This is a genomic window from Kitasatospora sp. NPDC001603 (assembly GCF_040298365.1).
Lineage (GTDB): Bacteria > Actinomycetota > Actinomycetes > Streptomycetales > Streptomycetaceae > Kitasatospora.
Window position 1 is genome coordinate 61,214 of sequence record NZ_JBEPAA010000023.1, and the last position, 21,781, is coordinate 82,994.

At 73.5% G+C, this 21,781-nt stretch carries 17 protein-coding genes and 4 tRNA genes; 12 read left to right on the plus strand and 9 right to left on the minus strand.

Features of this window, described 5'->3' with window-relative positions; translation table 11 throughout:
- Window positions 1-239 precede the first annotated feature (239 nt).
- Together crcB and ABT263_RS16990 are read right to left on the minus strand one after the other, a co-directional pair.
- Entirely contained in the window at window positions 240-614 is a 375-nt protein-coding gene (crcB, locus tag ABT263_RS16985) for a fluoride efflux transporter CrcB (protein WP_329489026.1), read from the minus strand.
- Between the two features lie 58 nt (window positions 615-672).
- Complete coding sequence (locus ABT263_RS16990; protein WP_352291196.1) at window positions 673-1,149, minus strand: fluoride efflux transporter FluC; 477 nt, start codon at window positions 1,147-1,149, stop codon at window positions 673-675.
- 70 nt (window positions 1,150-1,219) lie between these two features.
- On the opposite strand from ABT263_RS16990, the gene ABT263_RS16995 reads away from it, so the two are divergent.
- The 4 genes from ABT263_RS16995 (at window position 1,220) to ABT263_RS17010 (ending at window position 1,978) form a co-directional block, all read left to right on the plus strand.
- Window positions 1,220-1,561 (plus strand): metallopeptidase family protein, encoded by a 342-nt coding sequence (locus ABT263_RS16995; protein WP_329489024.1) that lies wholly within the window; start codon window positions 1,220-1,222, stop codon window positions 1,559-1,561.
- Window positions 1,562-1,674: 113 nt separating this feature from the next.
- Window positions 1,675-1,747, plus strand: a tRNA-Glu gene (locus ABT263_RS17000).
- A gap of 56 nt (window positions 1,748-1,803) precedes the next feature.
- A tRNA-Asp gene (locus tag ABT263_RS17005) sits at window positions 1,804-1,877 on the plus strand.
- Window positions 1,878-1,904: 27 nt separating this feature from the next.
- Window positions 1,905-1,978: transfer RNA gene (locus ABT263_RS17010), tRNA-Phe, on the plus strand.
- A 186-nt stretch (window positions 1,979-2,164) separates the two neighbouring features.
- Here ABT263_RS17010 and ABT263_RS17015 read toward each other — a convergent pair.
- Window positions 2,165-4,375 (minus strand): MMPL family transporter, encoded by a 2,211-nt coding sequence (locus ABT263_RS17015; RefSeq protein ID WP_352291197.1) that lies wholly within the window; start codon window positions 4,373-4,375, stop codon window positions 2,165-2,167.
- A 265-nt stretch (window positions 4,376-4,640) separates the two neighbouring features.
- On the opposite strand from ABT263_RS17015, the gene ABT263_RS17020 reads away from it, so the two are divergent.
- A complete protein-coding gene (locus ABT263_RS17020) occupies window positions 4,641-5,921 on the plus strand; it encodes a sensor histidine kinase (RefSeq protein WP_352291198.1) in 1,281 nt (426 codons plus the stop codon).
- Window positions 5,918-6,634, plus strand: a complete 717-nt coding sequence (locus ABT263_RS17025; protein WP_352291199.1) for a response regulator — start codon at window positions 5,918-5,920, stop codon at window positions 6,632-6,634. Before ABT263_RS17020 ends, ABT263_RS17025 begins: the two co-directional genes overlap by 4 nt.
- A gap of 55 nt (window positions 6,635-6,689) precedes the next feature.
- On the opposite strand, the gene ABT263_RS17030 is transcribed toward ABT263_RS17025, so the two are convergent.
- Window positions 6,690-8,000, minus strand: coding sequence for a hypothetical protein (locus ABT263_RS17030; protein WP_352291200.1), 1,311 nt, complete (start codon window positions 7,998-8,000; stop codon window positions 6,690-6,692).
- Between the two features lie 335 nt (window positions 8,001-8,335).
- Here ABT263_RS17030 and ABT263_RS17035 point away from each other — a divergent pair, with 335 nt between their 5' ends.
- On the plus strand, window positions 8,336-8,575 hold the full coding sequence (locus tag ABT263_RS17035; RefSeq protein WP_352291229.1) for a Uma2 family endonuclease: 240 nt from the start codon (window positions 8,336-8,338) through the stop codon (window positions 8,573-8,575).
- Between the two features lie 32 nt (window positions 8,576-8,607).
- Here ABT263_RS17035 and ABT263_RS17040 read toward each other — a convergent pair whose 3' ends face one another.
- Both ABT263_RS17040 and ABT263_RS17045 read right to left on the minus strand, forming a co-directional pair.
- Window positions 8,608-9,693, minus strand: a complete 1,086-nt coding sequence (locus ABT263_RS17040; protein ID WP_352291201.1) for an alpha/beta hydrolase family protein — start codon at window positions 9,691-9,693, stop codon at window positions 8,608-8,610.
- 96 nt (window positions 9,694-9,789) lie between these two features.
- Window positions 9,790-10,710 (minus strand): zinc-binding dehydrogenase, encoded by a 921-nt coding sequence (locus ABT263_RS17045; protein ID WP_352291202.1) that lies wholly within the window; start codon window positions 10,708-10,710, stop codon window positions 9,790-9,792.
- Window positions 10,711-10,891: 181 nt separating this feature from the next.
- On the opposite strand from ABT263_RS17045, the gene ABT263_RS17050 reads away from it, so the two are divergent.
- The 3 genes from ABT263_RS17050 to ABT263_RS17060 all read left to right on the plus strand — a co-directional run bounded on the left by ABT263_RS17050 (window position 10,892) and on the right by ABT263_RS17060 (window position 16,229).
- Entirely contained in the window at window positions 10,892-11,863 is a 972-nt protein-coding gene (locus ABT263_RS17050; RefSeq protein ID WP_352291203.1) for a LysR family transcriptional regulator, read from the plus strand.
- A gap of 184 nt (window positions 11,864-12,047) precedes the next feature.
- Window positions 12,048-16,049 carry an ATP-dependent RNA helicase HrpA gene (gene hrpA, locus ABT263_RS17055; RefSeq protein WP_502885813.1) on the plus strand — a complete coding sequence of 1,334 codons (4,002 nt, stop codon included), beginning with the start codon at window positions 12,048-12,050 and terminating at the stop codon, window positions 16,047-16,049.
- Window positions 16,050-16,155: 106 nt separating this feature from the next.
- Window positions 16,156-16,229, plus strand: a tRNA-Asp gene (locus ABT263_RS17060).
- Between the two features lie 359 nt (window positions 16,230-16,588).
- Here ABT263_RS17060 and bldC read toward each other — a convergent pair.
- Both bldC and ABT263_RS17070 read right to left on the minus strand, forming a co-directional pair.
- The gene (gene bldC, locus ABT263_RS17065) at window positions 16,589-16,795 is read right to left on the minus strand and encodes a developmental transcriptional regulator BldC (RefSeq protein WP_014137253.1); all 207 of its coding nucleotides are present in this window, start codon (window positions 16,793-16,795) and stop codon (window positions 16,589-16,591) included.
- 603 nt (window positions 16,796-17,398) lie between these two features.
- Complete coding sequence (locus tag ABT263_RS17070; protein ID WP_352291204.1) at window positions 17,399-18,373, minus strand: DUF8083 family protein; 975 nt, start codon at window positions 18,371-18,373, stop codon at window positions 17,399-17,401.
- Window positions 18,374-18,580: 207 nt separating this feature from the next.
- Here ABT263_RS17070 and ABT263_RS17075 point away from each other — a divergent pair, with 207 nt between their 5' ends.
- Together ABT263_RS17075 and ABT263_RS17080 are read left to right on the plus strand one after the other, a co-directional pair.
- A complete protein-coding gene (locus tag ABT263_RS17075; RefSeq protein ID WP_502885814.1) occupies window positions 18,581-19,744 on the plus strand; it encodes a Glu/Leu/Phe/Val dehydrogenase dimerization domain-containing protein in 1,164 nt (387 codons plus the stop codon).
- Window positions 19,745-20,216: 472 nt separating this feature from the next.
- Window positions 20,217-20,474: a DUF3073 domain-containing protein gene (locus tag ABT263_RS17080; protein ID WP_329489015.1), complete on the plus strand. Its 258-nt coding sequence runs from the start codon at window positions 20,217-20,219 to the stop codon at window positions 20,472-20,474.
- Window positions 20,475-20,641: 167 nt separating this feature from the next.
- Here the strand turns inward: ABT263_RS17080 and purM are convergent, their stop codons facing one another.
- Window positions 20,642-21,727: a phosphoribosylformylglycinamidine cyclo-ligase gene (gene purM, locus ABT263_RS17085; protein WP_329489014.1), complete on the minus strand. Its 1,086-nt coding sequence runs from the start codon at window positions 21,725-21,727 to the stop codon at window positions 20,642-20,644.
- Window positions 21,728-21,781: the final 54 nt, after the last annotated feature.

Genomic DNA, 21,781 nt, shown 5'->3' on the forward strand with positions numbered 1-21,781 from the left:
GGTGCCCAACGCGCGCCCCGGGCACCGGGACACGGGCCGCCCGACAGGAAGCGCCCGGCGCCATCCACCCGGCGCAACACGACCGGCGCGAACCCCGGCGCTCACCCCGGCGCTCGCCAAGACGCTCGCCCGGCGCTCGCCACGACGCCGAACACCGGTACGAGCGTCGACGGAATCCCCGACGACCGTGCCGGACCCGCCCGAACCCACCCGGACCCGCCCGGCCCCGCCCGGCCCGCTCAGCCCCAGAGCGCCGAGGCCGCCTCCGCCCCCGCGTACACCGCGGCGAGCCCCGCCGCCACGCTGCCCGCCACGTTGGCCAGCGCGTACCGCCCGGCCCCGCCCTCGGCCAGCCGCAGGGTCTCCCAGGAGAAGGTCGAGTAGGTCGTCAGCGCCCCGCAGAACCCCGTCCCGAGCAGGAGTTGGACGTGCGAGGAGGCCGCGCCGGCCGCCACCGCCCCGGTCACCAGCCCGAGCACCAGACAGCCGGCCACGTTCACGGTGAAGGTGCCCCACGGGAACGCCGAGTCGTGCCGGGCCCGCACCGCCCGGTCGGTCAGGTACCGCAGCGGCGCGCCGACCACCGCCCCGGCCACCACCAGCAACCAGTTCACCGCCCCGCCCCCTCCGCCGCCTGAACGGCGGGCGCCCCGGCCGACCCCGCCGGCCGCCTCACCCCGGCCTCCGGACCCCGCCCGGGAGCAGACGGCGCGTCATCCCCGCCGCCACCCCGACCGCGGCCAGCGCCACCAGCAGCGTCAGCCCCAGGTAGGCCGCCCCGGCCCCGGGCCGCCCGTGCGCCAGCAGCTGCCGGATGTCCAGCGCGTACGTGGAGAAGGTGGTGAACCCGCCCAGCACCCCCGTGCCGAAGAACGGCCGCAGCAACGGGTGCGCGGGCCGCCCCTCGGTGACCACCACCAGGAAGACCCCGATCACCGCACAGCCGGTCCCGTTCACGACCAGCGTGGTCCACGGGAAGCCGGCCGGCCCGGTCGGCCAGAGCAGGCCGGCCCCGTACCGCGCCGACGCCCCGATCGCGCCGCCCAGCGCGACCGCCGCCACCGCGGGCCCCTGCCCGCGCAGCACCGGCTCCCGGCGCGGGGGCACCGCGTCGGCCGCCGCGCCCGGCCCGCCCTCCGATGTCGTCATGGGCCCATGAAACACCGGCCTCCACCGCCTGGCACACCGTCACCGCAGACCCGACAATGATCCGGTGGAGATGACCCGGGAAGACTTCGAGACGCTCGTCAGCGACGCCCTCGACCGGATCCCCCCGAAACTCGCGGCCATGATGGACAACGTCGCGGTGTTCGTCGAGGAGGAGCCCGACCCCGCCGACCCGGAGCTCCTCGGCCTCTACGAGGGCACCCCGCTCACCGAGCGCGGCGAGTGGTACGCCGGCGTGCTCCCCGACCGGATCATCATCTACCGGGGCCCGACCCTGCGGCACTGCGAGACCCACGAGCAGGCGGTCGAGGAGGTCCGCACCACGGTCATCCACGAGGTCGCCCACCACTTCGGCTTCGACGACCACGAGCTCGACGAGCTCGGCTGGTCCTGACCGGCCCGCCGGGCCCGCCACCCGGCCGGGCCGAAGTCGTTTTGGCGATCCGCCCGACATCCCATATGCTTCTCGACGTCCCCGAACGCTGGAAACAGCCGGACAGGCCGCAAGCCCTCATCGTCTAGTGGCCCAGGACGCCGCCCTTTCAAGGCGGTAGCACGGGTTCGAATCCCGTTGGGGGCACAGCAGTACCGTAGTAAAGTGCAGTGCGCAAGACCTATGTGGAGCAATCCACACCAGGTCCCGTGGAGCAGTTGGTTAGCTCGCCACCCTGTCAAGGTGGAGGTCGCGGGTTCAAGTCCCGTCGGGATCGCTCGTCTCGCAAGAGACGGTGCAGTACGGCCAGGTAGCTCAGTTGGTACGAGCGTCCGCCTGAAAAGCGGAAGGTCGCCGGTTCGACCCCGGCCCTGGCCACAGCTGCGAACAGCAGGAAGGCCCCGGAGAGTTCACTCTCCGGGGCCTTTTGCGTGCCTGCCGCGGCCCTGCCCGGCGGCGCCGGGGCACGCCGACGGGGCGGGTACTCGATCCGAGTACCCGCCCCGTCGGCGGTGTGCTGTGCGGTGTGCGCGCCGGCCCTCCGGCTCCCGGCCGGGAGGGGCCTCAGTAGGCCGAGATCCGCTCGGGTTCCCGCGCGGCGCCGGCCGCCGCGTGCCGGGGGTGGGCGACCGCCGCGGGGCGGGGCCGGACCGGCCACCAGAGGGAGCGGCCCAGGAGGGCGGCCAGGGCGGGGACCAGGACCAGGGACAGCACGAGCGCCGAGAGCATGATGCCGAGCGCCATCGCGAAGGCGACCTGTTCGCTGCCCGGGGTGGTGGCGAGGGTGGCGAAGGAGCCGGCGAGCACCAGCCCGGCCATCGCGATGGCGGGTGTGGTGTGCCGGACCGCTCGGGCCACGGCGCCCCGGGCCGGGCCCGGGCGCTGCATCTCCTCGCGGATCCGGTCGGTGATCAGGATGTTGTAGTCGGTGCCCAGTGCCACCACGAACAGGAACAGCACCAGGGGGAGGGTGAAGCTGATGCCCGGCTCGCCGAGGGCGTGCTGGAAGAGCAGCGTCGCCGCGCCGAGGGTGGCGACGAAACCGAGGCCGACCGAGAGCATCAGGACCACCGGGGCGAGCAGGCTGCGCAGGAGCAGCAGCAGGATCAGCGCGATCAGCGCGGCCGCGACCGGGAAGACGATCCTGAGGTCGTGGTCGACGGCGGCCGAGACGTCGGCGAAGATCGCCGGTGTGCCGCCGACGTGGGCCGTCGTCCCGGCGGGCGTGTGCTGGGCGACCGCGGCCCGGATCGGGCCGGAGGCCAGGTCACGGGCCTCCGGGCTCTGCGGGTCGACGGTCGGGTAGAGGTCGATCCGGGCGGCGCGGTGGTCCTGGTTCAGCACGGTGGCCGCGACCTGGCCCACGCCGTCGACCCGGGCGAGGGCCCCGGAGAGGCCGGTCAGCCGGTCCGTGCTGAGGGTGCCCCCGTCCGTGACGGTGACGTAGACGCTCGTCGGGTCCGACACGCCGGCCGGCAACGCGTGGGAGATCTCGACCGCGGTGGCCGCCGCCGGGGTCTGCGGGCCGGAGTCGCCCCGGCCGTAGTCCATCCGCAGGCCGATCGTCCCGGCCGCCAGTGCGGCGAGCAGCGTGACGGAGGCGGCCAGCATCAGCAGCGGCCGCCGGGCGACCAGTTCGCCGAAGCGGGCGGCGCGGCGGTCGCGCGGCTCGCGGAGCAGCGCCTTGGAGGGCCAGAACATCTTGCGCCCGGCGACGGCGAGCAGCGCCGGCAGCAGGGTGAGGCTGCCCAGCAGCATCACCAGGACCGCGACGGCTATCGCGGGGCCCATCGAGCGGAACTGCCCGAAGGTGGCCAGGCCCAGCGTGGCGAACGCGGCCACGATGGTCAGCGCCGCCGAGGTGATCGCGGTACCCACCCGTGCGGAGACCTGCGCGGCGGCCTCCCGGGCCGGCTGCTCGGGCCGGGCGCGCAGGTGCTCGCGGAAGCGGAACAGCAGGAACAGCATGTAGTCGATGCCGATGCCCAGCAGGACGACGCTGATCAGCCCCGGGGTGCCCGCGTCCAGCTTGAGCCCGGTGAGCAGGGCGGCCCCCGCGACGGCCCCGCCCGCCACGCCGCCGATCAGGGCGACCGCGAGCAGCGGCAGCACCGCGGCCAGCGCGCTGCGGAACACCAGCACGTTGAGCAGGACGATGAGCCCCATCACCACGGCGCCCCCGACCGTGGACGCGGTCTTGTGGGAGTCGGCGGAGTCGACGGCGTCGGCGAGGCCGCCGGTGAAGCCGGTGCGCATCCCCGCCTCGGCGAACTGCGTCCGGGTGCCGTCCCGGAAGGCCCGGTAGACGCCCTGGACGCCCTGGTCGGCGGCGTTCCCGACCAGCTCGACCGAGAGCAGCTCGAAGCTCCGGTCGGGCGCCACCATCGCCGGGGCGATCCGGGGCGTCTGGGAACGGTCGGGGAGCAGGAACGTCGGCTCGTCGTCCGCCCTGGGCATGGCGACCCGGCGCTTGCCCAGCTTCTCCGCCTCGGCCTCGACCCGCGTCTGGTCCGCCGCGCTGAGGGCCTTGCCGTCGGACCGGGCGACCAGCACCGTCACGACGGTGGCGTCGGGGTTCAGCCCGAACTGCTCCTCGGCGATCCGCATCGCGGCGGCCGAGTCGTAGCTGCGGGGCAGGAAGTCGGCGGTCTGGCTCTGCGTGACGCGGGACATCAGCATCGGGGCCAGCGCGGTCAGGACGACGGCCAGCACGCCCCAGAGGGCGACGACCTTCCAGGGATGTCTGGTGGAGTACCCGGTCAGGGCGCGGATCACGATGTCCTCCGACGGACGGACTTGAGTGCGGATGCCTGCCGGGGACGGACTCCCCGACCGGTCTCAAGACCATCACCGCGCAGGCCCTCCGGGCGTCGTGGCGGCGGATGATCCGCACCGGGGCCCGCGCTCCCGCCCGGGCCCGCACCCAGGACCCTGGTCCTGGTCAGGGCCCCGTCCCCGGCCGTCGGGCGGGTCCGCGCACGGCGGCGGCTGTGCGAGGCTGTCGGGGGGACAGGAGGCCGGACGCAGGGGGAGTACCCAGATGCCCAGGAACCGACGGAGCGGGCCCGGCGATGCCCGGGAGCCGCTGGACGCCGACGGCTTCGAGCCGCCGTGGACCCGCAACGACGCGCTGGTGACCGGCGGGGCCTGCGCGATGAACCTGCTCAGCTACGTGTTCTTCGCCTACCCCGACGGCCGGCACGCCGTGAGCGTGCTCGGGTTCCTCCTCGTCGCGCTGGCGGCACTGCCGCTGCTCGCCCGGCGCAGCCACCCGGGGGCGGTGCTGTCCGCCGTCCTGGTGCTCGACGCGGCCTCCTCCCTGACGGCCTCACTGCCCGTCCACTTCGGGTCCGTGCTGGTGGTCGCCCTGTTCTCGGCGGCCCGGGCCTGCACCGGCCGGGTGACGGCGGTCGCGGCCGTCGCGACGGTGACGCTGACGCTGCTGAGCCAGAGCCACGGCCGGACGCCGACCTGGGAGGCCACCGTCAGCGCGGTCCTCTCCACCCTGATCGTGGTCGGCACCGCGCTGGCGGTGAACCAGTGGCAGCGGCAGGTGGCGGCCAACCGGCAGCTCCTCGCCGACCGCGCGGTGGCGGACGAACGGCGGCGCATCGCCCGGGAGCTGCACGACATCGTGGCCCACCACATCACCACCATGCAGCTGATGGCCGGGGGCGCCCGGGCCAACCTCGGCCGTCCGGAGGTGGTTCGGGAGGCCCTGGTCACCCTGGAGTCCTCCGGGCGGCTCGCGCTGCGCGAGATGCGCCAGCTGCTCGACGTGCTGCGGGCCGGCGACGAACCGGAGGCCGCGCCGTCGCCGCCCCAGCCCGGCGCCGACGACCTCGACCGCCTGGTGGGCGAGGCCCGGCTCGGCGGGCTGCCGACCGAGTTCGTCGTCCGCGGGCCACAGCGTCCGCTGCCGCCGACCGTCGGCCTCACCGTGTTCCGGATCGTCCAGGAGGCCCTCACCAACACCCGCAAGTACGCCGGGCCGGCCCGTGCCTCCGTGCACCTGACGTACCGCCGGGACGGGGTCACCGTCGAGGTGCGGGACGACGGCGGGGGCGCTGCACCGGCGGAGCGGACGCCGGCGACGGGTCCGGGCGGTTACGGCCTGATCGGCATGCGCGAGCGGGTCGCCCTGCACGGCGGCACCCTCAGCGTCGGTCCGCAGGCCGGCGGCGGCTTCGCGGTGCTGGCCGACCTGCCGCTGACCGGCAACGACACGGCCGACGCGGCTGAAGCGGCCGACGCGGGTGACACGGCTGACACGGACCGGACGGCCGGAGCGGCCGTCCGACAGGAAGGGGCGTACCGATGACCGGGACGGCGCCGACGGGGCCGACGACACCGCCGAGGATCAGGGTGCTGATCGTGGACGACCAGCCGCTGGTCCGGCGCGGCCTGTCACTGATCCTCTCCCCCGACCCGTCCTTCGAGGTGGTCGGGGAGGCCGAGAACGGCGCCGAGGCCGTCACCCTCGCCCAACGGCTGCGCCCGGACGTGGTGGTGATGGACATCCGGATGCCCGTCCTCGACGGGGTCGGCGCGACCGGCGAACTCGCCGCCACCGTGCCCGGCTGCCGCGTCCTGGCCCTCAGCACCTTCGACCTCGACGAGTACGTGGTGGGCGCCCTGCGCGCCGGCGCCTACGGGTTCCTGCCCAAGGACAGCTCGCCGGAGGACCTCGCCGCGGCGATCCACACCGTCCACGCGGGCGAGGCCGCCGTCGCGCCGCGCCTGCTCACCCGGCTGATCTCCACCTACGTCCGGGCCCCCGGCGGTCCGCGGCCGGCACCCACCGGTCTGGGCGACCTGACCCCGCGCGAGGTCGAGGTGTGGCGCCTGATGGCCACCGGCCTCGACAACGGCGGGATCTCCCGCGCGCTGGACATCAGCGTCTCCACGGTCAAGAACTACATCACCAGCATCTTCGACAAGCTCGCCGTCCGGGACCGCGCCCAGGCGGTCATCGCGGCCTACGAGTCCGGACTGGTCACCGCGCGGGCGACGGCCGGGGACCAGCCCGGGTAGCACGCGCGGGTGCCTCCCCGGCCGTGGGTCGGGGAGGCACCGGTGCGTCGACGCCTCAGGAGCGGCGGCGCAGGCGGCGGCCGAGGAGGACGGCGCCGGCGCCGAGGGTGGCGAGGACGGCGGCGGCGATCGCGGGGGCGGTGCCGGACCCGGAGCCGGTGGCGGCGAGTTCACCGGTGGTCTGGGCGGCCGGGGCGGCCGCGGCGGGGGCGGGGGCCTGCGGGGCCGGGGCGGCGACCGCGGCGGCAGCGGCCGGGGCGGCGGCCGGCTTGACCTCGGCGGCGGGCTTGACCGCGGCCGGGGCGGTGGGCTTCCTCGTGGCCGGCTTCGCTGCGGCGGGCTTCGCCGTAGTGGGCGCTGCGGTGGGCGTCGCGGTGGGCGTCGCGGTCGGCGTCGGGGCCGGTGCGAGGACGGTGACGGTGCTGTCCGTCTCGCACATGGTGGTGCCCTTGAACGGGGTGTCCCCCTCGTTGACGAAGAGGCAGGGACTGAGCCGGGTGGCCCCGAGCGGGGTGTTCACGTCGTAGGCGACCCGGACCCGGGTGGTCTCGGTCCGGCCGGCGGCGATGCCGGAGTTGCGGCCCTGGAGGTAGACGCCGGACAGTTCGTCACCGGTGACCTTGGCGAGGGTGTCCCAGGTGCCGTCGGCCTTGCGGATCTGAACGGTGGCGTGGGGGTCGCTGAAGAGCACGTTGCCGAGGTTGACGTAGCCGGACGCGGTGGCATTGGTGAGGACGGCGTCGAACTCGATCGGCGCACCGCCGGCGACCGCGGTGTCGGGGACGGAGGCGAGGGAGGTGCGGATGGAGTCGACCCCGATGGTCCTGGTCTGCTCGGCGAGCTTGACCCAGCCGCCGGGCGCGGTCACGACGGAGCGCAGGCCGATGGAGTCGAAGCCGCCGTTGGTCGCCCCGTCGTGCGGCAGACCCATGGGCGCGCCGATGCGCAGGTCCACGGTGACCGTCCGGCCGGCCGCGACGGTGATGCCCGGCACGCTGCCCTCGTAGCTGGCCGACCCGGGGCCGGACTGGAACGACAGCGGGACGGACTCCCAGCTGCCGGTCGTGGGGTTCCGGTAGTCGATGGTGATGGCGTCCGACGGGGTGCCGAGGTCGCTGGTGGTGCCCAGTTCGAGCAGGAAGTCGGTGGTCTTCTCGCCGGTGTTGGTGATGGTCTCGGTGAACGCGACCGGCTGCCCGGCGAAGCCGACCGACGCCGGGGCCTGGACCGACAGCTTCGCGCCCTTCACCTCGTCGGCGAACGCCTGCGTCGGCAGGGCCAGCGAGCCGCCGAGTGCGACGACTCCGAGCGTGGCGGCGACGGCGGCGGTGCGGCGCGAACGGCTGACGCGGGCGGTGCTGGACATGGTTCCCCCTGGAACGTGCCGGTTGCGGGCATGCCGAGGACAGGCCCGGCGACGCCGGCGAAGACTGGATGTGTGAGTGAGTGGCCGGGACGGGGCCGGTGAACCACCGGGTCACGGGCGAGGGATCCCCCCGCCTTCGGAAGGTGGCCCACCTTCCGTGCCTCTCACTGAACTAGACGTGTGACCCCCGCCCGGGTTGCAGGTGGATTCGAAGAATCTTCGGGCGATCTCGCTCCACCGGCTCCACCGCAGGTCAACGGCCCTTCGACGGTCCCGGCCGATCGGCGTCCGGACCACGCGACGCACCGAGCGCCCGGCCCCACCCCACCGGACCACTGCCCACCCGACACCCGCCGAACCCCGAGAACGACTGGGTCGGCAAGGTCCGCGACTACCCCCAGATGGGCATCCCGCTCTATCTGCTGATCGACGCCGGGCAACGGACCGTCACCCTGTTCAGCCGGCCCGACGGCACGAAGTACCACCGCCGCGAGGACGTCGACTGCGGCGAGGCGCTGTACATCCCCGAGCCGTTCGGCTTCGACCTGGTCACGGGTGACCTGCTGCCGTACTGAGCGGGCCCCGGCGCCGGGGCCCGCGCCGCCCGTCAGGCTGTTCGGGTCTCCGTCGGACGGGTCAGCTCCGTGGTGAGCCAGTCCGCGGTGGCGGGGAGCCAGTCGGCGAGGGCGTTGCCGAGCAGGTGGTTGCCGTGCGGGACGTGCAGGAGTTCGCCCCGGGGTGCCCGGTGGGCCAGTGCCCCGGCGTTGGTGACACCGGGGATCCGGTCCTCGCCGCCCTCGACGACCAGCAGCGGGACGGTGATCTCCGGGGCCAGGGCGGTCAGGTCGACCCGGCGGGCGAAGGCGCGGGCGGCGTCCGCGCTCCCGCAGCGCTGGGTCAGGGTCGCGGTGACGAACGGGACCAGGGCGTCCCAGTCCAGCCGGTAGGGGCCGCTGACCACGGCGGCCGCCCGGATCCGCGGTTCGCGGGCGGCCGTCACCGCCGCGTAGTAGCCGCCCAGGCTGAGCCCGGTCACGCCGATCCGCCCGGTGTCCACGCCCTCCCGCCCGGTGACCGCGTCGATCGCCCGGCCGACCACCCGGTGGTAGTCCGGCTCCGGCGCGGCGGCCCCGGCCAGCACGCCCTGCCCCGGGCCGTCCAGGGCGAGGACGGCCGTACCGCGCGCCAGCAGCGCCTCGGCGACGGCGTGGAACTCCTCCTTGCCGGAGTCCATCCCCGGGACGACGATCACCAGCGGTGCGGGGCCGGGCCCGGCCGGGCGGCGGAGCCAGCCCACGAAGGACTCGCCCTCGATCCGCTCGGCCGTCGGTTCGAGGTGGGCCAGCGCGGCCCGCATCGCCTCGTCCGCCTCGGTGGCGGTCGCGCCGGCCGCCGCGCGGTCTGGGTGCGGGAGCAGGCCGGCGAAGTGGAACCAGCGGGCGGCCCTCCGGTAGGCCTCGCCGGCCGACACCGACCGGCCCTCGGCGGCGGCGCGGTCGGCGGCGGCGCGGTGCCGCCGGCCGGCCGCCCGGAACGCCTCGGGCCACTCCTGTGCGGAGCGCAGCGCCGAGGTGACCCGGGTGTACTCGTGCGGGTCCAGGCCGGCGCCGGTGGCCCGCGGGCGGTTCTCCTCGACGAGGGCGGCCGGCAGGTCGGGGTGGTCGAGGAAGGACAGGTCGGGGGAGCCGGTCATCGGGGAGCACGCTCATCTCATGGTCGGTGGTGCACGGTCGGGCGAAGTCAGGACCGGCGGTCAGGGCTCTCGGGGCTCTCAGGGCGCTCAGGGCGCTCAGGGCAGCGTGAGGACGGCCTTGCCCCGGATCCGCCGCTCCCGCAGATCGGTCAGCACGGCGGCGGTCCGCGCCCAGGGCGCGACCCGGCCGACCTCCGGGGTCAGCCGCCCCTCCCCCACCAGGCGGACCAGGGTGGCGAGGTCCTCGCCGTCGGGCACGTCGGAGTCCGCGTAGTGGAAGTGCCGGAGCGTGGCGGACTCCGGCCCGGCGAAGAAGTCGAAGAAGTCGAGCGTCACCGGGGTCCGGGAGGCCTGGCCGAACCAGATCAGCGTGCCCCGGCGGGCCAGCCGGGCGAGCGCGAGCGGCAGGTCGGCGCCGCCCGTCGACTCCAGCACCAGGTCGTACGGGCCGCGGGCCGCGCCCACCGAGTGGACCACCTCCGCCGCGCCCAGCTCGACCAGCCGCCGCCCGCGCTCCGCCGAGGCGGTGACCGCGGTCAGCTCCGCGCCCGCCGCCGAGGCCAGCTCGGTGACGTAGTGGCCGACGCCCCCGGAGGCGCCGGTGAGCAGCACCCGGCGGCCGGCCAGCGCACCAGCGGTGCGCAGCAGCCGCAGCGCGGTGAGACCGGCCAGCGGCAGGGCGGCGGCGCGGACGGCGTCCAGCCCGTCCGGGATCTCGGCGAGCGAGCCGACCGGCACGCACACGTACTCGGCCCAGCCGCCGGCCGGCGGGTGGCCGACGACGCGGCGGCAGACGGCCGGCCCGGAGCCGTCGGCGGCGGCCTGCACGACCAGGCCCGCGATGTCCTTGCCGGGGCGCCAGCCCGGCCGGGGCGCCTCCAGCTGGAACGTCTCGCCGCGGTTCACCGCGAACGCCTCGACCTTCACCAGGGCCTCGCCCGGTCCCGGTCGCGGCTGCGTCACCTCCGCGAACGCCACCGTCGCGTCCGCCCGTCCGGTCGGTGTCAGCGCCCTCATGGCCCTCGGCCCTCCGTCTCCCCCTCGCCGGCCGGTCCGGCCGAGCTCGTGGTCCCAGCAGACCGCGACCGCCCGGAGCCGGTCCAACAACCGCTCGGCGGTCCCGACAACCGACCGTTGTCGGGGCCCTCCGGGCGGCGGCAGGCCGTGGGCGGGCCGGGAGGCCCTAGGGTGGGCGGCCATGGATCTCGATCTCTCCCAGGTCCGCGCCTTCACCACGGCGGCCGAGGAACTGCACTTCGGCCGCGCCGCCGCCCGGCTGGCGATCAGCCAGCAGGCCCTGTCCAAGCGGATCGCCCGGCTGGAGGCGGCGCTCGGCGCCCGGCTGCTCGACCGCGACCCGCGCGGCGTCGGGCTCACCGGGGCCGGGCACCGGTTCCTGGAGCCCGCCCGGCGGCTGCTCGCCCAGGGCGACCGCGCCGTGGCGGCGGTGGCCCGTACCCGGCGCCCGCTGCGCGTCGACGTCTGGGGGCACCTGTACGCGCCGATGCGGACGGTCGCCCGGGCCGTCGACGGGGTGCCCGGGCTGGAGGTGGAGCCCGTTCCGGGGCGGGACCTCCCCTCGGTGGCGGCGGCCCTGCTGCGCGGCGAGTCGGACGCGGGCTTCGGCCGGGTGCACCCGCTGCCCGACGGCCGGGACGGGGGGCTGGCGCACCGGCTGGTCCGGCTGGAGCCGGTGGACGCGCTGCTGAGCACCGACCACCCGCTGGCCGACCGCGACGTGCTGCGCCCGGAGGACCTGCGCTCCGACGTGCTGCGCTACCCGGCGGCGGTGGACCGGCTGGACTTCCTGACCCGGTTCGCGGACCGCTTCGGCATCGCGGAGCGGGCCGGCTCGACCAATCTGGGCCTGGAGAGCTTCGCCGACCGGATCCGCACCGACCCGTCCTGCTTCTCGCTGCTCCCCGCCGACTGCCCGCTGCCCGGCCCCGCGGGCGGCCCCGGCCGCCCCGGCATCCGGACCGTCCCGCTGGTCGACCCCACCCCGCTCTACGCCTGGTCGCTGCTCTGGCGCGACGGCGACGAGCCGGCGGCCCGGCTGGATCCGCTGCTCGGGGCGTTCACCGAGGCGGCCCGGCGCAGCCGCTGGCTGGAGTACGACCCGGCCCGTGACTGGCTGCCCGGCCCGGACGAGGCGGCCCTGGACGGCTGACGGCCTCCGGGCGGCCCGTCCTCGGCGCCCCCGGCGCCCGGAGCGCCGACCGTCGCCCCGGTCCGCCGCGGTTCCCCGGGCGCCGCCCCGGGCGGGGTTCGCCCGGAGGCCGTGGCGGCTGTGACACTGGAGGGGCTCGAAAACCGAGGTGCGCGCCGCCGCATCTCCTTGCGAACCTAGAGGGATGCCCGCAGTGAGTTCTCCCGCAGTCCAGTCCGCCGACGCGTCCACGGAGGGCGGCGGCCCCGGTATCGGCGAGCTGGCCGCCCGTCTGCCCGAACTGACCCTGCGCGACCAGGTGCGGATCGGGCGGCGGCTGGAGGGCGCCCGGCGGGTCCGCAAGCCCGAGGCCCGGCAGAAGGTCGCCGCCGAGATCGCCCGCGACGTCGAGCGCGCCGAGCTGCTGGTCGCGCAGCGCCGGGCCGCCGTCCCCGAGATCACCTATCCCGCCGAGCTGCCGGTCAGCCAGAAGAAGGACGAGATCCTCGCCGCCATCCGCGACCACCAGGTGGTGATCGTGGCGGGTGAGACCGGCTCCGGCAAGACCACCCAGATCCCGAAGATCTGTCTGGAGCTGGGCCGCGGGGTCCGCGGCCTGGTCGGGCACACCCAGCCCCGCCGGATCGCCGCCCGGACGGTGGCCGAGCGCGTCGCGGAGGAGATGCGCACGCCGCTCGGCGAGGCGGTCGGCTGGAAGGTCCGGTTCACCGACCAGGTCGGCCCGGACACCCTGGTCAAGCTGATGACCGACGGCATCCTGCTCGCCGAGATCCAGACCGACCGTGAGCTGCGCCAGTACGACACCCTGATCATCGACGAGGCGCACGAGCGCAGCCTCAACATCGACTTCATCCTCGGCTACATCAAGCAGCTGCTGCCCCGCCGGCCCGACCTCAAGGTCGTCATCACCTCGGCGACCATCGACCCCGAGCGCTTCGCCCACCACTTCGGCGACGCCCCGATCGTCGAGGTCTCCGGCCGCACCTACCCGGTCGAGGTCCGCTACCGGCCGATCGTCGAGGACGCCGACGACGCGGACGGCGACCACGGCCCCAGCGACGCCGACCGGGACCGCGACCAGATCCAGGCGATCTGCGAGGCCGCCGAGGAGCTCCAGGCCGAGGGCCCCGGCGACATCCTGGTCTTCCTCTCCGGCGAGCGCGAGATCCGCGACACCGCCGACGCCCTCAACAAGCTGAAGCTGAAGTTCACCGAGGTCCTCCCGCTCTACGCCCGGCTGAGTTCGGCGGAGCAGCACAAGGTCTTCCAGCGCTCCAGCTCCCGCCGGATCGTCCTGGCGACCAACGTCGCCGAGACCAGCCTCACCGTCCCGGGCATCAAGTACGTGATCGACCCGGGCACCGCGCGCATCTCCCGCTACAGCCACCGCACCAAGGTGCAGCGGCTCCCGATCGAGGCGATCAGCCAGGCCAGCGCCAACCAGCGCAAGGGCCGCTGCGGCCGTACCTCGGACGGCATCTGCATCCGGCTGTACTCGGAGGAGGACTTCCTCTCCCGCCCCGAGTTCACCGACGCCGAGATCCTGCGCACCAACCTGGCCTCGGTCATCCTCCAGATGACCGCCGCCGGCCTCGGCGACATCGCCGCCTTCCCGTTCCTGGACCCGCCGGACTCCCGCAACATCAAGGACGGCGTCAACCTCCTCCACGAACTCGGCGCCCTGGACCCCGACGAGAAGGACGTCCGCAAGCGCCTCACCCCGCTCGGCCGCCAGCTGGCCCAGCTCCCGGTGGACCCGCGGATGGCCCGGATGGTCCTGGAGGCCGACAAGAACGGCTGTGTCCGCGACGTCATGGTGATCGCCGCCGCGCTCTCCATCCAGGACCCGCGCGAACGCCCCACCGAGAAGCGCCAGGCCGCCGACGACCGGCACCGCCGCTTCCAGTCCGAGACCTCCGACTTCCTCTCCTACCTCGCCATGTGGCGCTACGTGCGGGAGCAGCAGAAGGAGCTCTCCTCCTCGGCCTTCCGCCGGATGTGCAAGGCCGAGTTCCTCAACTACCTGCGGATACGGGAGTGGCAGGACATCTACTCGCAGCTCCGCACGGTCGCCAAACAGCTCGGCGTCACCATCGAGGAGCCCCATCCCGACGCCGAACCGGACGCCGACCGGATCCACCAGTCGCTGCTGGCCGGCCTGCTCTCGCACCTCGGCCTCTACGACGTCGAGAAGCGCGAGTACGGCGGCGCCCGCGGCGCCCGGTTCGCGGTCTTCCCCGGCTCCGGCCTGTTCAAGAAGCCGCCGCGCTGGGTGATGTCCGCCGAGCTGGTCGAGACGTCCCGGCTCTGGGCGCGGATCAACGCGAAGATCGAGCCCGAGTGGGTGGAGCCGCTGGCCGGCCACCTGATCAAGCGCAGCTACAGCGAGCCGCACTGGGAGAAGAAGGCCGGCGCGGTGCTGGCCTACGAGAAGGTGACCCTCTACGGGATGCCGATCGTCGCCCAGCGCAAGGTCAACTACGGCCGGATCGACGCGGAGCTCTGCCGCGAGCTGTTCATCCGCAACGCGCTGGTCGAGGGCGACTGGGAGACCCACCACCGCTTCTTCGCCGAGAACCGCAAGCTGCTCAGCGAGGTCGAGGAGCTGGAGAACCGGGCCCGCCGCCGGGACATCATGGTCGACGACCAGACCCTGTTCGACTTCTACGACAGCCGGCTGCCCGAGGACATCGTCTCCACCCGGCACTTCGACTCCTGGTGGAAGAAGACCCGGCACGACCAGCCGGACCTGCTCAGCTTCGAGAAGTCGATGCTGATCAACGACTCGGCGGACGGCGTCACCGAGGCGGACTACCCGGACTACTGGCAGCAGGGCAAGCTCCGCTTCAAGCTGACCTACCAGTTCGAGCCGGGCAGCGACGCGGACGGCGTGACCGTCCACATCCCGCTCCCGGTGCTCAACCAGGTCACCGCCGAGGGCTTCGACTGGCAGATCCCCGGCCTGCGCGAGGAGCTGGTCACCGCCTACATCCGGGCGCTGCCGAAGGCGATCCGCCGCAACTTCGTCCCGGCCCCGGACTACGCCAAGGCGGCCCTGCGCCAGGTGAAGGACCGCCAGGAGCCCCTGCTGCCCACCCTGGAGCACGTCCTGAAGCGGATGACGGCGATCACCGTCCCGCCGGAGGCCTGGGACGACGAGCGGGTGCCGGACCACCTCAAGGTCACCTTCCGGGTGGTCGACGGCCGCAAGAAGCTCGCCGAGTCCAAGGACCTGGAGGACCTCCGGCTGCAGCTGAAGCCCAAGCTCAAGGAGACCCTCTCCTCGGCCGCCTCGGGCCAGGGCATCGAGCAGTCCGGGCTGACCGCCTGGCCGGCGTCGCTGCCGGTGCTCCAGCGCACCTTCGAGCAGCGCTCGCGCGGCCATTCGCTGCGCGCCTACCCGGCCCTGGTGGACGAGCGGGACACGGTCGGGATCAAGCTCTTCGACACCCCGCAGGCGCAGGCCCAGGCGATGTGGGAGGGCACCCGGCGGCTGCTGATGCTGACCACCAACTCGCCCGCCAGGTCGATCCAGGGCCGGCTGGGCAACCAGGCGAAGCTCGCCCTGTCGTACAACCCGCACGGGTCGATCCCGGCCCTGTTCGAGGACGTGGTGGCCTGCGCCACCGACCGGCTGATGACCTCGGCCGGCGGACCGGCCTGGGACGAGGCCGCCTTCGGCAAGCTGCACGAGAAGGTCCGCACCGACCTCTACGAACTGTCGGCGGACACCACGCTGAAGACCGCCACCGCGCTGATCGCCTTCCACCGGGCCTCGACCCGGCTGAAGGCGGTGAGCAGCCCGGTGCTGCTGACGGCGGTCAACGACATCCGGCTGCACCTGGCCTCGCTGGTGCACCCCGGGTTCGTCACCGAGGCCGGCTGGCAGCGGCTGCCGGACCTCAAGCGCTACCTGCTGGCGGTGGACCGCCGGCTGGAGGCGCTGCCCAACCACCCCCAGCGGGACGCCCAGCAGCTGCTGAAGGTGCAGCAGGTGCAGCAGGAGTACGGGGAGCTGCTGGCGGCCGTGCCGGCCGGGCAGCAGCCGTCCCCGGCGGTGCTGGCGATCCGCTGGATGATCGAGGAGCTGCGGGTCAGCTTCTTCGCCCAGTCACTGGGTACGCCGACCCCGGTCTCGGAGAAGCGGATCTCCAAGGCGATGGAGGCGGCCAGGGCCACGCTCTGAGCTGGGAGGGGCCCTCAGGAGCCAGTTCGACCTGGGGGCCCACCATGGGCTACAGTCTGTCTTGTTCGCAGCGCAGCAAAGCGAGTGAACAAGATCAGAACACTCTGGTCCTGTGGAGCAGTTGGTTAGCTCGCCACCCTGTCAAGGTGGAGGTCGCGGGTTCAAGTCCCGTCAGGATCGCCGTAGCCGAGAGGCCCGGAACCGTTTGGTTCCGGGCCTCTCGCGTTTGCCCCGGGAGGGATCCCTACCCCGGACTAGGTCTAGACCACAAGCAACGACCCGCGTGATCGTCGTCACTTATCTTTTCCCGAGACCGGACACATGGCACCCCTTCCCCAGGGGTGCCAATTTAATATGTAAAATTGCACAGCTATGAACTGTATATCCCCCCCGCCCCAGGGGCCTCAAATCGTTATCCGGAGTTCAACATTCCGGCCGCCCGGCACGATCTCCGGGAGCGCCCGCGGGCATGCAAAGGGGCTGCTTACCGGACCCGGCGGAGTCCGGTAAGCAGCCCCTTTGAAAGAGCCTTCGGCCTATCAGGCCTCGGTTCGCTGGGCGGGAATACCGGCCAGCAGGGCGCGCACCTCCGCCTCGCGGTAACGACGGTGCCCGCCAAGCGTGCGAATGGACGTGAGCTTGCCTGCCTTGGCCCAGCGGGTAACCGTCTTCGGGTCCACGCGGAACATGGTGGCGACCTCTGCCGGCGTCAGCAGGGGTTCAGCATCAGGGGTACGAGCGGTCATGAGCGGCCTCCTCGGGAGAACCGAACCAGGGCGGTTCTATCCTTCAAATTCTGCACCTTGGCCCGCGATGCCCGAAATGGCATAGACGGGCCGAGTCGGTTATAGGACGAACGGCTTGTCCTGGTGTCTACAACTACACCATCCGTCCAGCCCTATCGACCAAACCGCCAAAATTGACCCCTCACGGGTTCAAGGCTGACGGATGGCGATGGACCACCCCATAACGGGCAGTCACCTTATAGTGACATCCGGTTACGAGGAGACCAGACCCGCTGTTTCCTCGCAAGGTACGCATCGGTTCCAGAACCACCCAAAAGTGGGCACGCTCATGTGAAGTTGGGCTGGTTGTCCCATTTTTGCACATAGGGGTAAGTTCGCGTCAACGGTGAGTAGTGTCACGTTCGATAGCTATTGACCCGAACCAGGACCTTGGTCATACGGCTCGGGCCGTAGGACTCTTCCAGTCTTACAAGTACCACCGACACCCCGCCCCGCCAGCACTGACGCCCCGTCGACCGGGCCCCCGCGGCACCTCGCACCCCTCCCCGCGGCCCTCCGACGCCTCCCCCGGGCCGGACCGACCCCCCTCCCCTACCCGCTGACTCAGTTCGCGTACCGCAGTGCCAGGACCCGCCGCCAGCGCACCGTCAGTTCCTCGTACACCCGCAGCGCCTCCGCCGCCTCGCCGGCCCGCAGCGCCCGCAGCCCGTCCTCCAGCTCCCCCGCCGAACGGTCCGCCAGCAACTGCTCCGGCCCCAGCAGGTGCACCAGCCCCCCGTAGTCCAGTTCCACCAGGGAACGCGGGTGGAACTCCTCCAGCCACCGCCCCACCAGCTCCGCCCCGCGCACCAGGTCCCCCTCCGGCACGGCCTCGCGCAGCGCCCGGTAGGCCCGGGCCACCCGGCGGCGCGCCTGCGCCATCGGCGTCAGGTAGAACAGCGCCGCCTGCTCCCCCTTCTCCCCGCGGTCGAACCCGGCGCCGCCCGCCGACCCACCGGGCTCCGCCGCGCCCCCGGCCGGCCCCTGATCGCCCGTCCCGCCCGCCTCGCCCGGGCCGCCCGCCGGCACGAAGCAGCGGTCCTCCTCCCCGAACGGCAGGAACCAGCGCACCGGCACCTCCCACCGGCTGGTCACGATCCACGGCCGGGCGTCCGGGTGCTCGGCCCGCCAGCGCTCCCGGTCCGCCTCGGCGGCCGCCCGGGTGGCCGGCGGCAGCGCGGTGTCCAGCAGCGCCACCGGCGCCGCCGCCCGCAGTTCGTCCAGCGCCTGCCAGGTGCGCAGCCGGGTCGCCCAGGGGCAGACGTACAGCACCCCGTCCACCGACCGCACGAAGGCCCGCTCGCTCTCCCGCTCCGGCAGGGCGCGGGGGGTGCGGCCGACCAGCTCCGCCAGTGCCGCCCGCTGCTCCTCCAGCGCCGCCACCGCGACCGGACGGCCGGCCTCCGCGGCATCCGGCCCGTGCGCCGCGGCATAGGCCTGCCAGCGCGCGCGCTCGGGCTCCGGGTAGGCGGCCAGCGGCTCGTAGACCCGCAGGTGGGCGGCGTAGGGCGGCAGTACGGAGGTGCGCACGACGGTCACGTTCTGCATCGTCGCACGCACCGGCCCCCGCCCGGGAGGCCTTCGGCCGGGAGCCGTTCGGGAACGCACTCCGCACGCCCCCGTCTCAGTACGCGGACAACCCGCGCAAGCTCGTACAAGAGGGCAGATCGAGGACGACCGCGCGACTACGCTTCGCCTTAGGCGCCCGCACCACAGCAGCGGGCCTCGGATACTGGAGTCACCACAGTGACCGACGTACAGACCGCATCCGCCGCGTACCCCGCACCCGGAGTGCTCAGCAGGATCTTCCGTACCGAACAGGACGGCGCCGCTCCCGGCGACGGCCACGAGCAGGTCGTCCTCTGCCACGACCGCAGCTCCGGCCTCAAGGCCATCATCGCCATCCACTCCACCGCCCTGGGCCCGGCCCTCGGCGGCACCCGCTTCTTCCCGTACGCCTCGGAGGAAGCGGCCCTGGAGGACGCGCTGAACCTCTCGCGCGGCATGTCGTACAAGAACGCGCTGGCCGGGCTCGACCTCGGCGGCGGCAAGGCCGTCATCATCGGCGACCCGAACAAGGACAAGAACGAGGCGATGCTGCGGGCCTACGGCCGCTTCGTCGAGTCCCTGCGCGGGCGCTACATCACCGCCTGCGACGTCGGCACCTACGTGCAGGACATGGACGTCATCGCCCGCGAGACCGGGTTCGTCACCGGCCGCTCGCCCGAGAACGGCGGCGCCGGCGACTCCTCCATCCTGACCGCCTTCGGCGTCTTCCAGGGCATGCGCGCCAGCGCCCAGGCCCGCTGGGGCCAGCCCACCCTGCGCGGCAAGCGGGTCGGTGTGGCCGGCGTCGGCAAGGTCGGCCACTACCTGGTCGGCCACCTGGTCGCGGACGGCGCCACCGTCGTCATCACCGACGTCTCCGAGGCCGCCGTGAACCGCGTGCGCGCCGCCCACCCGGAGGTCGAGGTGGTGGCCGACAGCGCCGCCCTGCTCCAGAGCAAGCTGGACGTCTACGCCCCCTGCGCCCTCGGCGGCGCCCTCACCGACGACGCCGTGGGCACCCTCGGCGAGTTCGGCACCTCCGTCGTGTGCGGCGCGGCCAACAACCAGCTCGCCCACCCCGGCGTCGAGAAGGACCTGGCCGACCGCGGCATCCTCTACGCCCCGGACTACCTGGTGAACTCCGGTGGCGTGATCCAGGTCGCCGACGAGATCGAGGGCTTCAACTTCGACCGGGCCAAGAACAAGGCCACCCGGATCTTCGACACCACTCTGGAGATCTTCACCCGGGCCGCCGCCGACGGCGTGCCGCCGGCCGTCGCCGCCGACCGGCTCGCCGAGAAGCGGATGCGCGAGATCAGCGCGCTCCGCTCGGTGCTGCTGCCGGGTGCCCGCCGGGGCTGACCCCCGAGCGGCCGGAGCCGCTCCCCGGCGCGTCGCGGACTCCGTGACGCGCCCGGGGGCGGCTCCCCCGTCTCCGGCCCGCCGCGGGGCCCCGAGGGCCCTCCCGGCCCCGCCGCGGGGGCCCGGGCCGACTCGTCCCGCGCGCATCACGATGTGGAACCGGATTCTCACTTCTGCGCCCGATCGGGTGATCCACCACCCCCCTTGGGGGGATAATCGATCCCGGAACGACGGACCTCAGCTACCTCCGGACCGCGCGCAAACTGCCGCAAAACCTCCCGTGACCTGGGAAGACCTGGTCTCGGGTGCGGCCGGTGCGCGCCACGTCACACCGACGACGTACCGTCCAGCGGCAGAAACAGGTACCGTTAATGCTCCAAGGGACGGTTCTCCCCATTCGGGCAGGCCGCTCTTGATCATGAACACGTGTCAGACTCGGGGCCGTGAGCCCCATCGTTGAGGGGGTCGACCCATGGGGCGCGGCCGGGCCAAGGCCAAGCAGACGAAGGTCGCCCGCGAGCTGAAGTACAACAGCGGCGGGTTCGACGCCAATCGTCTGTCCAACGAGCTGGGCGTATCGCCCTCTACCGCCTCGATCGAGCCTGAGCCGATCGAGGAAGAAGAGGACGACGACCCCTACGCGGAATACGCGGCTCGGTACGCCGACGACGACGAGGACGATGACAGCACGTCGGGGACCGGGCCTTCGCAGGCCCGCCGCCGCGCGTAGTCACAGTCTGGCCTGACCGGCCCGAGCGCCCAGAGCGCCGGGCCGGTTTTCGGCGTTCCCTGAGTGCGGGCGCTCCGCTCCGGCCCCGCCGGTCCCGTCACGGCTCCCCGGACACGCGGAGGGCCCCTCCCGCGGTCTCCCGCCGGAGGGGCCCTTCGTCATGCCGCTCAGCCCGCGGTGAAGGCCTCGTAGGCGTTGTAGAGCGCCGCGCCGCCCTCGTGCTCGCCGGAGCGCTCGACGATGTCGCCGAGCAGCCAGGACTCCACGCCGCGGTCCTCCAGGATCGACAGCACGACGTCCACCGAGTGCGGCGGGACGACCGCGACCATGCCGACGCCCATGTTCAGGGTCTTCTCGATCTCCAGGGTGGCCACCTTGCCGACCTCGGCGACGGTCTGGAACACCGGCAGCGGCGTCCAGGTACCGCGGTCCAGGCGGGCGTGCAGGCCGTCCGGGATCACCCGTGCCAGGTTGGCCGCCAGGCCGCCGCCGGTCACGTGCGAGAAGGCGTGCACCTCGGTGGCCCGGGTGAGCGCCAGGCAGTCCAGCGAGTAGATCCGGGTCGGCTCCAGCAGCTCCTCGCCGAGCGTGCGGCCGAACTCCTCCACCTTGCGGTCCAGCTTCCAGCCGGCCTCGTTCAGCAGCACGTGGCGCACCAGCGAGTAGCCGTTGGAGTGCAGGCCGGAGGCGGCCATCGCGATCACCACGTCGCCCGCGCGGACGCGGTCGGCGCCCAGCAGGGCGTCCGCCTCGACCACACCGGTGCCGGCGCCCGCCACGTCGTACTCGTCCGGGCCGAGCAGGCCCGGGTGCTCGGCGGTCTCGCCGCCGACCAGGGCGCAGCCGGCCAGCGCGCAGCCCTCCGCGATGCCCTTGACGATCGCGGCGACCCGCTCCGGCACGACCTTGCCGACGCAGATGTAGTCGGTCATGAACAGCGGCTCGGCGCCGCAGACCACCAGGTCGTCCACGACCATGCCGACCAGGTCGTGGCCGATGGTGTCGTGCTTGTCCATGGCGGCGGCGATGGCGACCTTCGTCCCCACGCCGTCGGTGGCCGAGGCCAGCAGCGGCCGCTCGTAGCGCTTGAAGGCGGACGCGTCGAAGAGCCCGGCGAAACCGCCGATGCCGCCGACCACCTCGGGGCGGCTGGCCTTCTTCACCCACTGCTTCATGAGCTCGACGGCGCGGTCGCCCGCCTCGATGTCGACGCCGGCGGCGGCGTAGGTGGCGCCGTTCTGGTTCGTGGTCACTGCGGTGCGGCCCTTTCGGGTCAGTGGGGGTTGGAACAGCGGTGGGGCCCCGGG

Bases quoted from the DNA above. Each gene is read 5' to 3' on its own strand.
- hrpA (WP_502885813.1), top strand. From the start codon at position 12,048: ATGCCCGCAGTGAGTTCTCCCGCAGTCCAGTCCGCCGACGCGTCCACG.
- ABT263_RS17025 (WP_352291199.1), top strand. From the start codon at position 5,918: ATGACCGGGACGGCGCCGACGGGGCCGACGACACCGCCGAGGATCAGG.
- ABT263_RS17050 (WP_352291203.1), top strand. From the start codon at position 10,892: ATGGATCTCGATCTCTCCCAGGTCCGCGCCTTCACCACGGCGGCCGAG.
- ABT263_RS17080 (WP_329489015.1), top strand. From the start codon at position 20,217: ATGGGGCGCGGCCGGGCCAAGGCCAAGCAGACGAAGGTCGCCCGCGAG.
- ABT263_RS16990 (WP_352291196.1), bottom strand. From the start codon at position 1,149: ATGACGACATCGGAGGGCGGGCCGGGCGCGGCGGCCGACGCGGTGCCC.
- ABT263_RS16995 (WP_329489024.1), top strand. From the start codon at position 1,220: ATGACCCGGGAAGACTTCGAGACGCTCGTCAGCGACGCCCTCGACCGG.
- bldC (WP_014137253.1), bottom strand. From the start codon at position 16,795: ATGACCGCTCGTACCCCTGATGCTGAACCCCTGCTGACGCCGGCAGAG.
- ABT263_RS17045 (WP_352291202.1), bottom strand. From the start codon at position 10,710: ATGAGGGCGCTGACACCGACCGGACGGGCGGACGCGACGGTGGCGTTC.
- ABT263_RS17030 (WP_352291200.1), bottom strand. From the start codon at position 8,000: ATGTCCAGCACCGCCCGCGTCAGCCGTTCGCGCCGCACCGCCGCCGTC.
- ABT263_RS17040 (WP_352291201.1), bottom strand. From the start codon at position 9,693: ATGACCGGCTCCCCCGACCTGTCCTTCCTCGACCACCCCGACCTGCCG.
- ABT263_RS17020 (WP_352291198.1), top strand. From the start codon at position 4,641: ATGCCCAGGAACCGACGGAGCGGGCCCGGCGATGCCCGGGAGCCGCTG.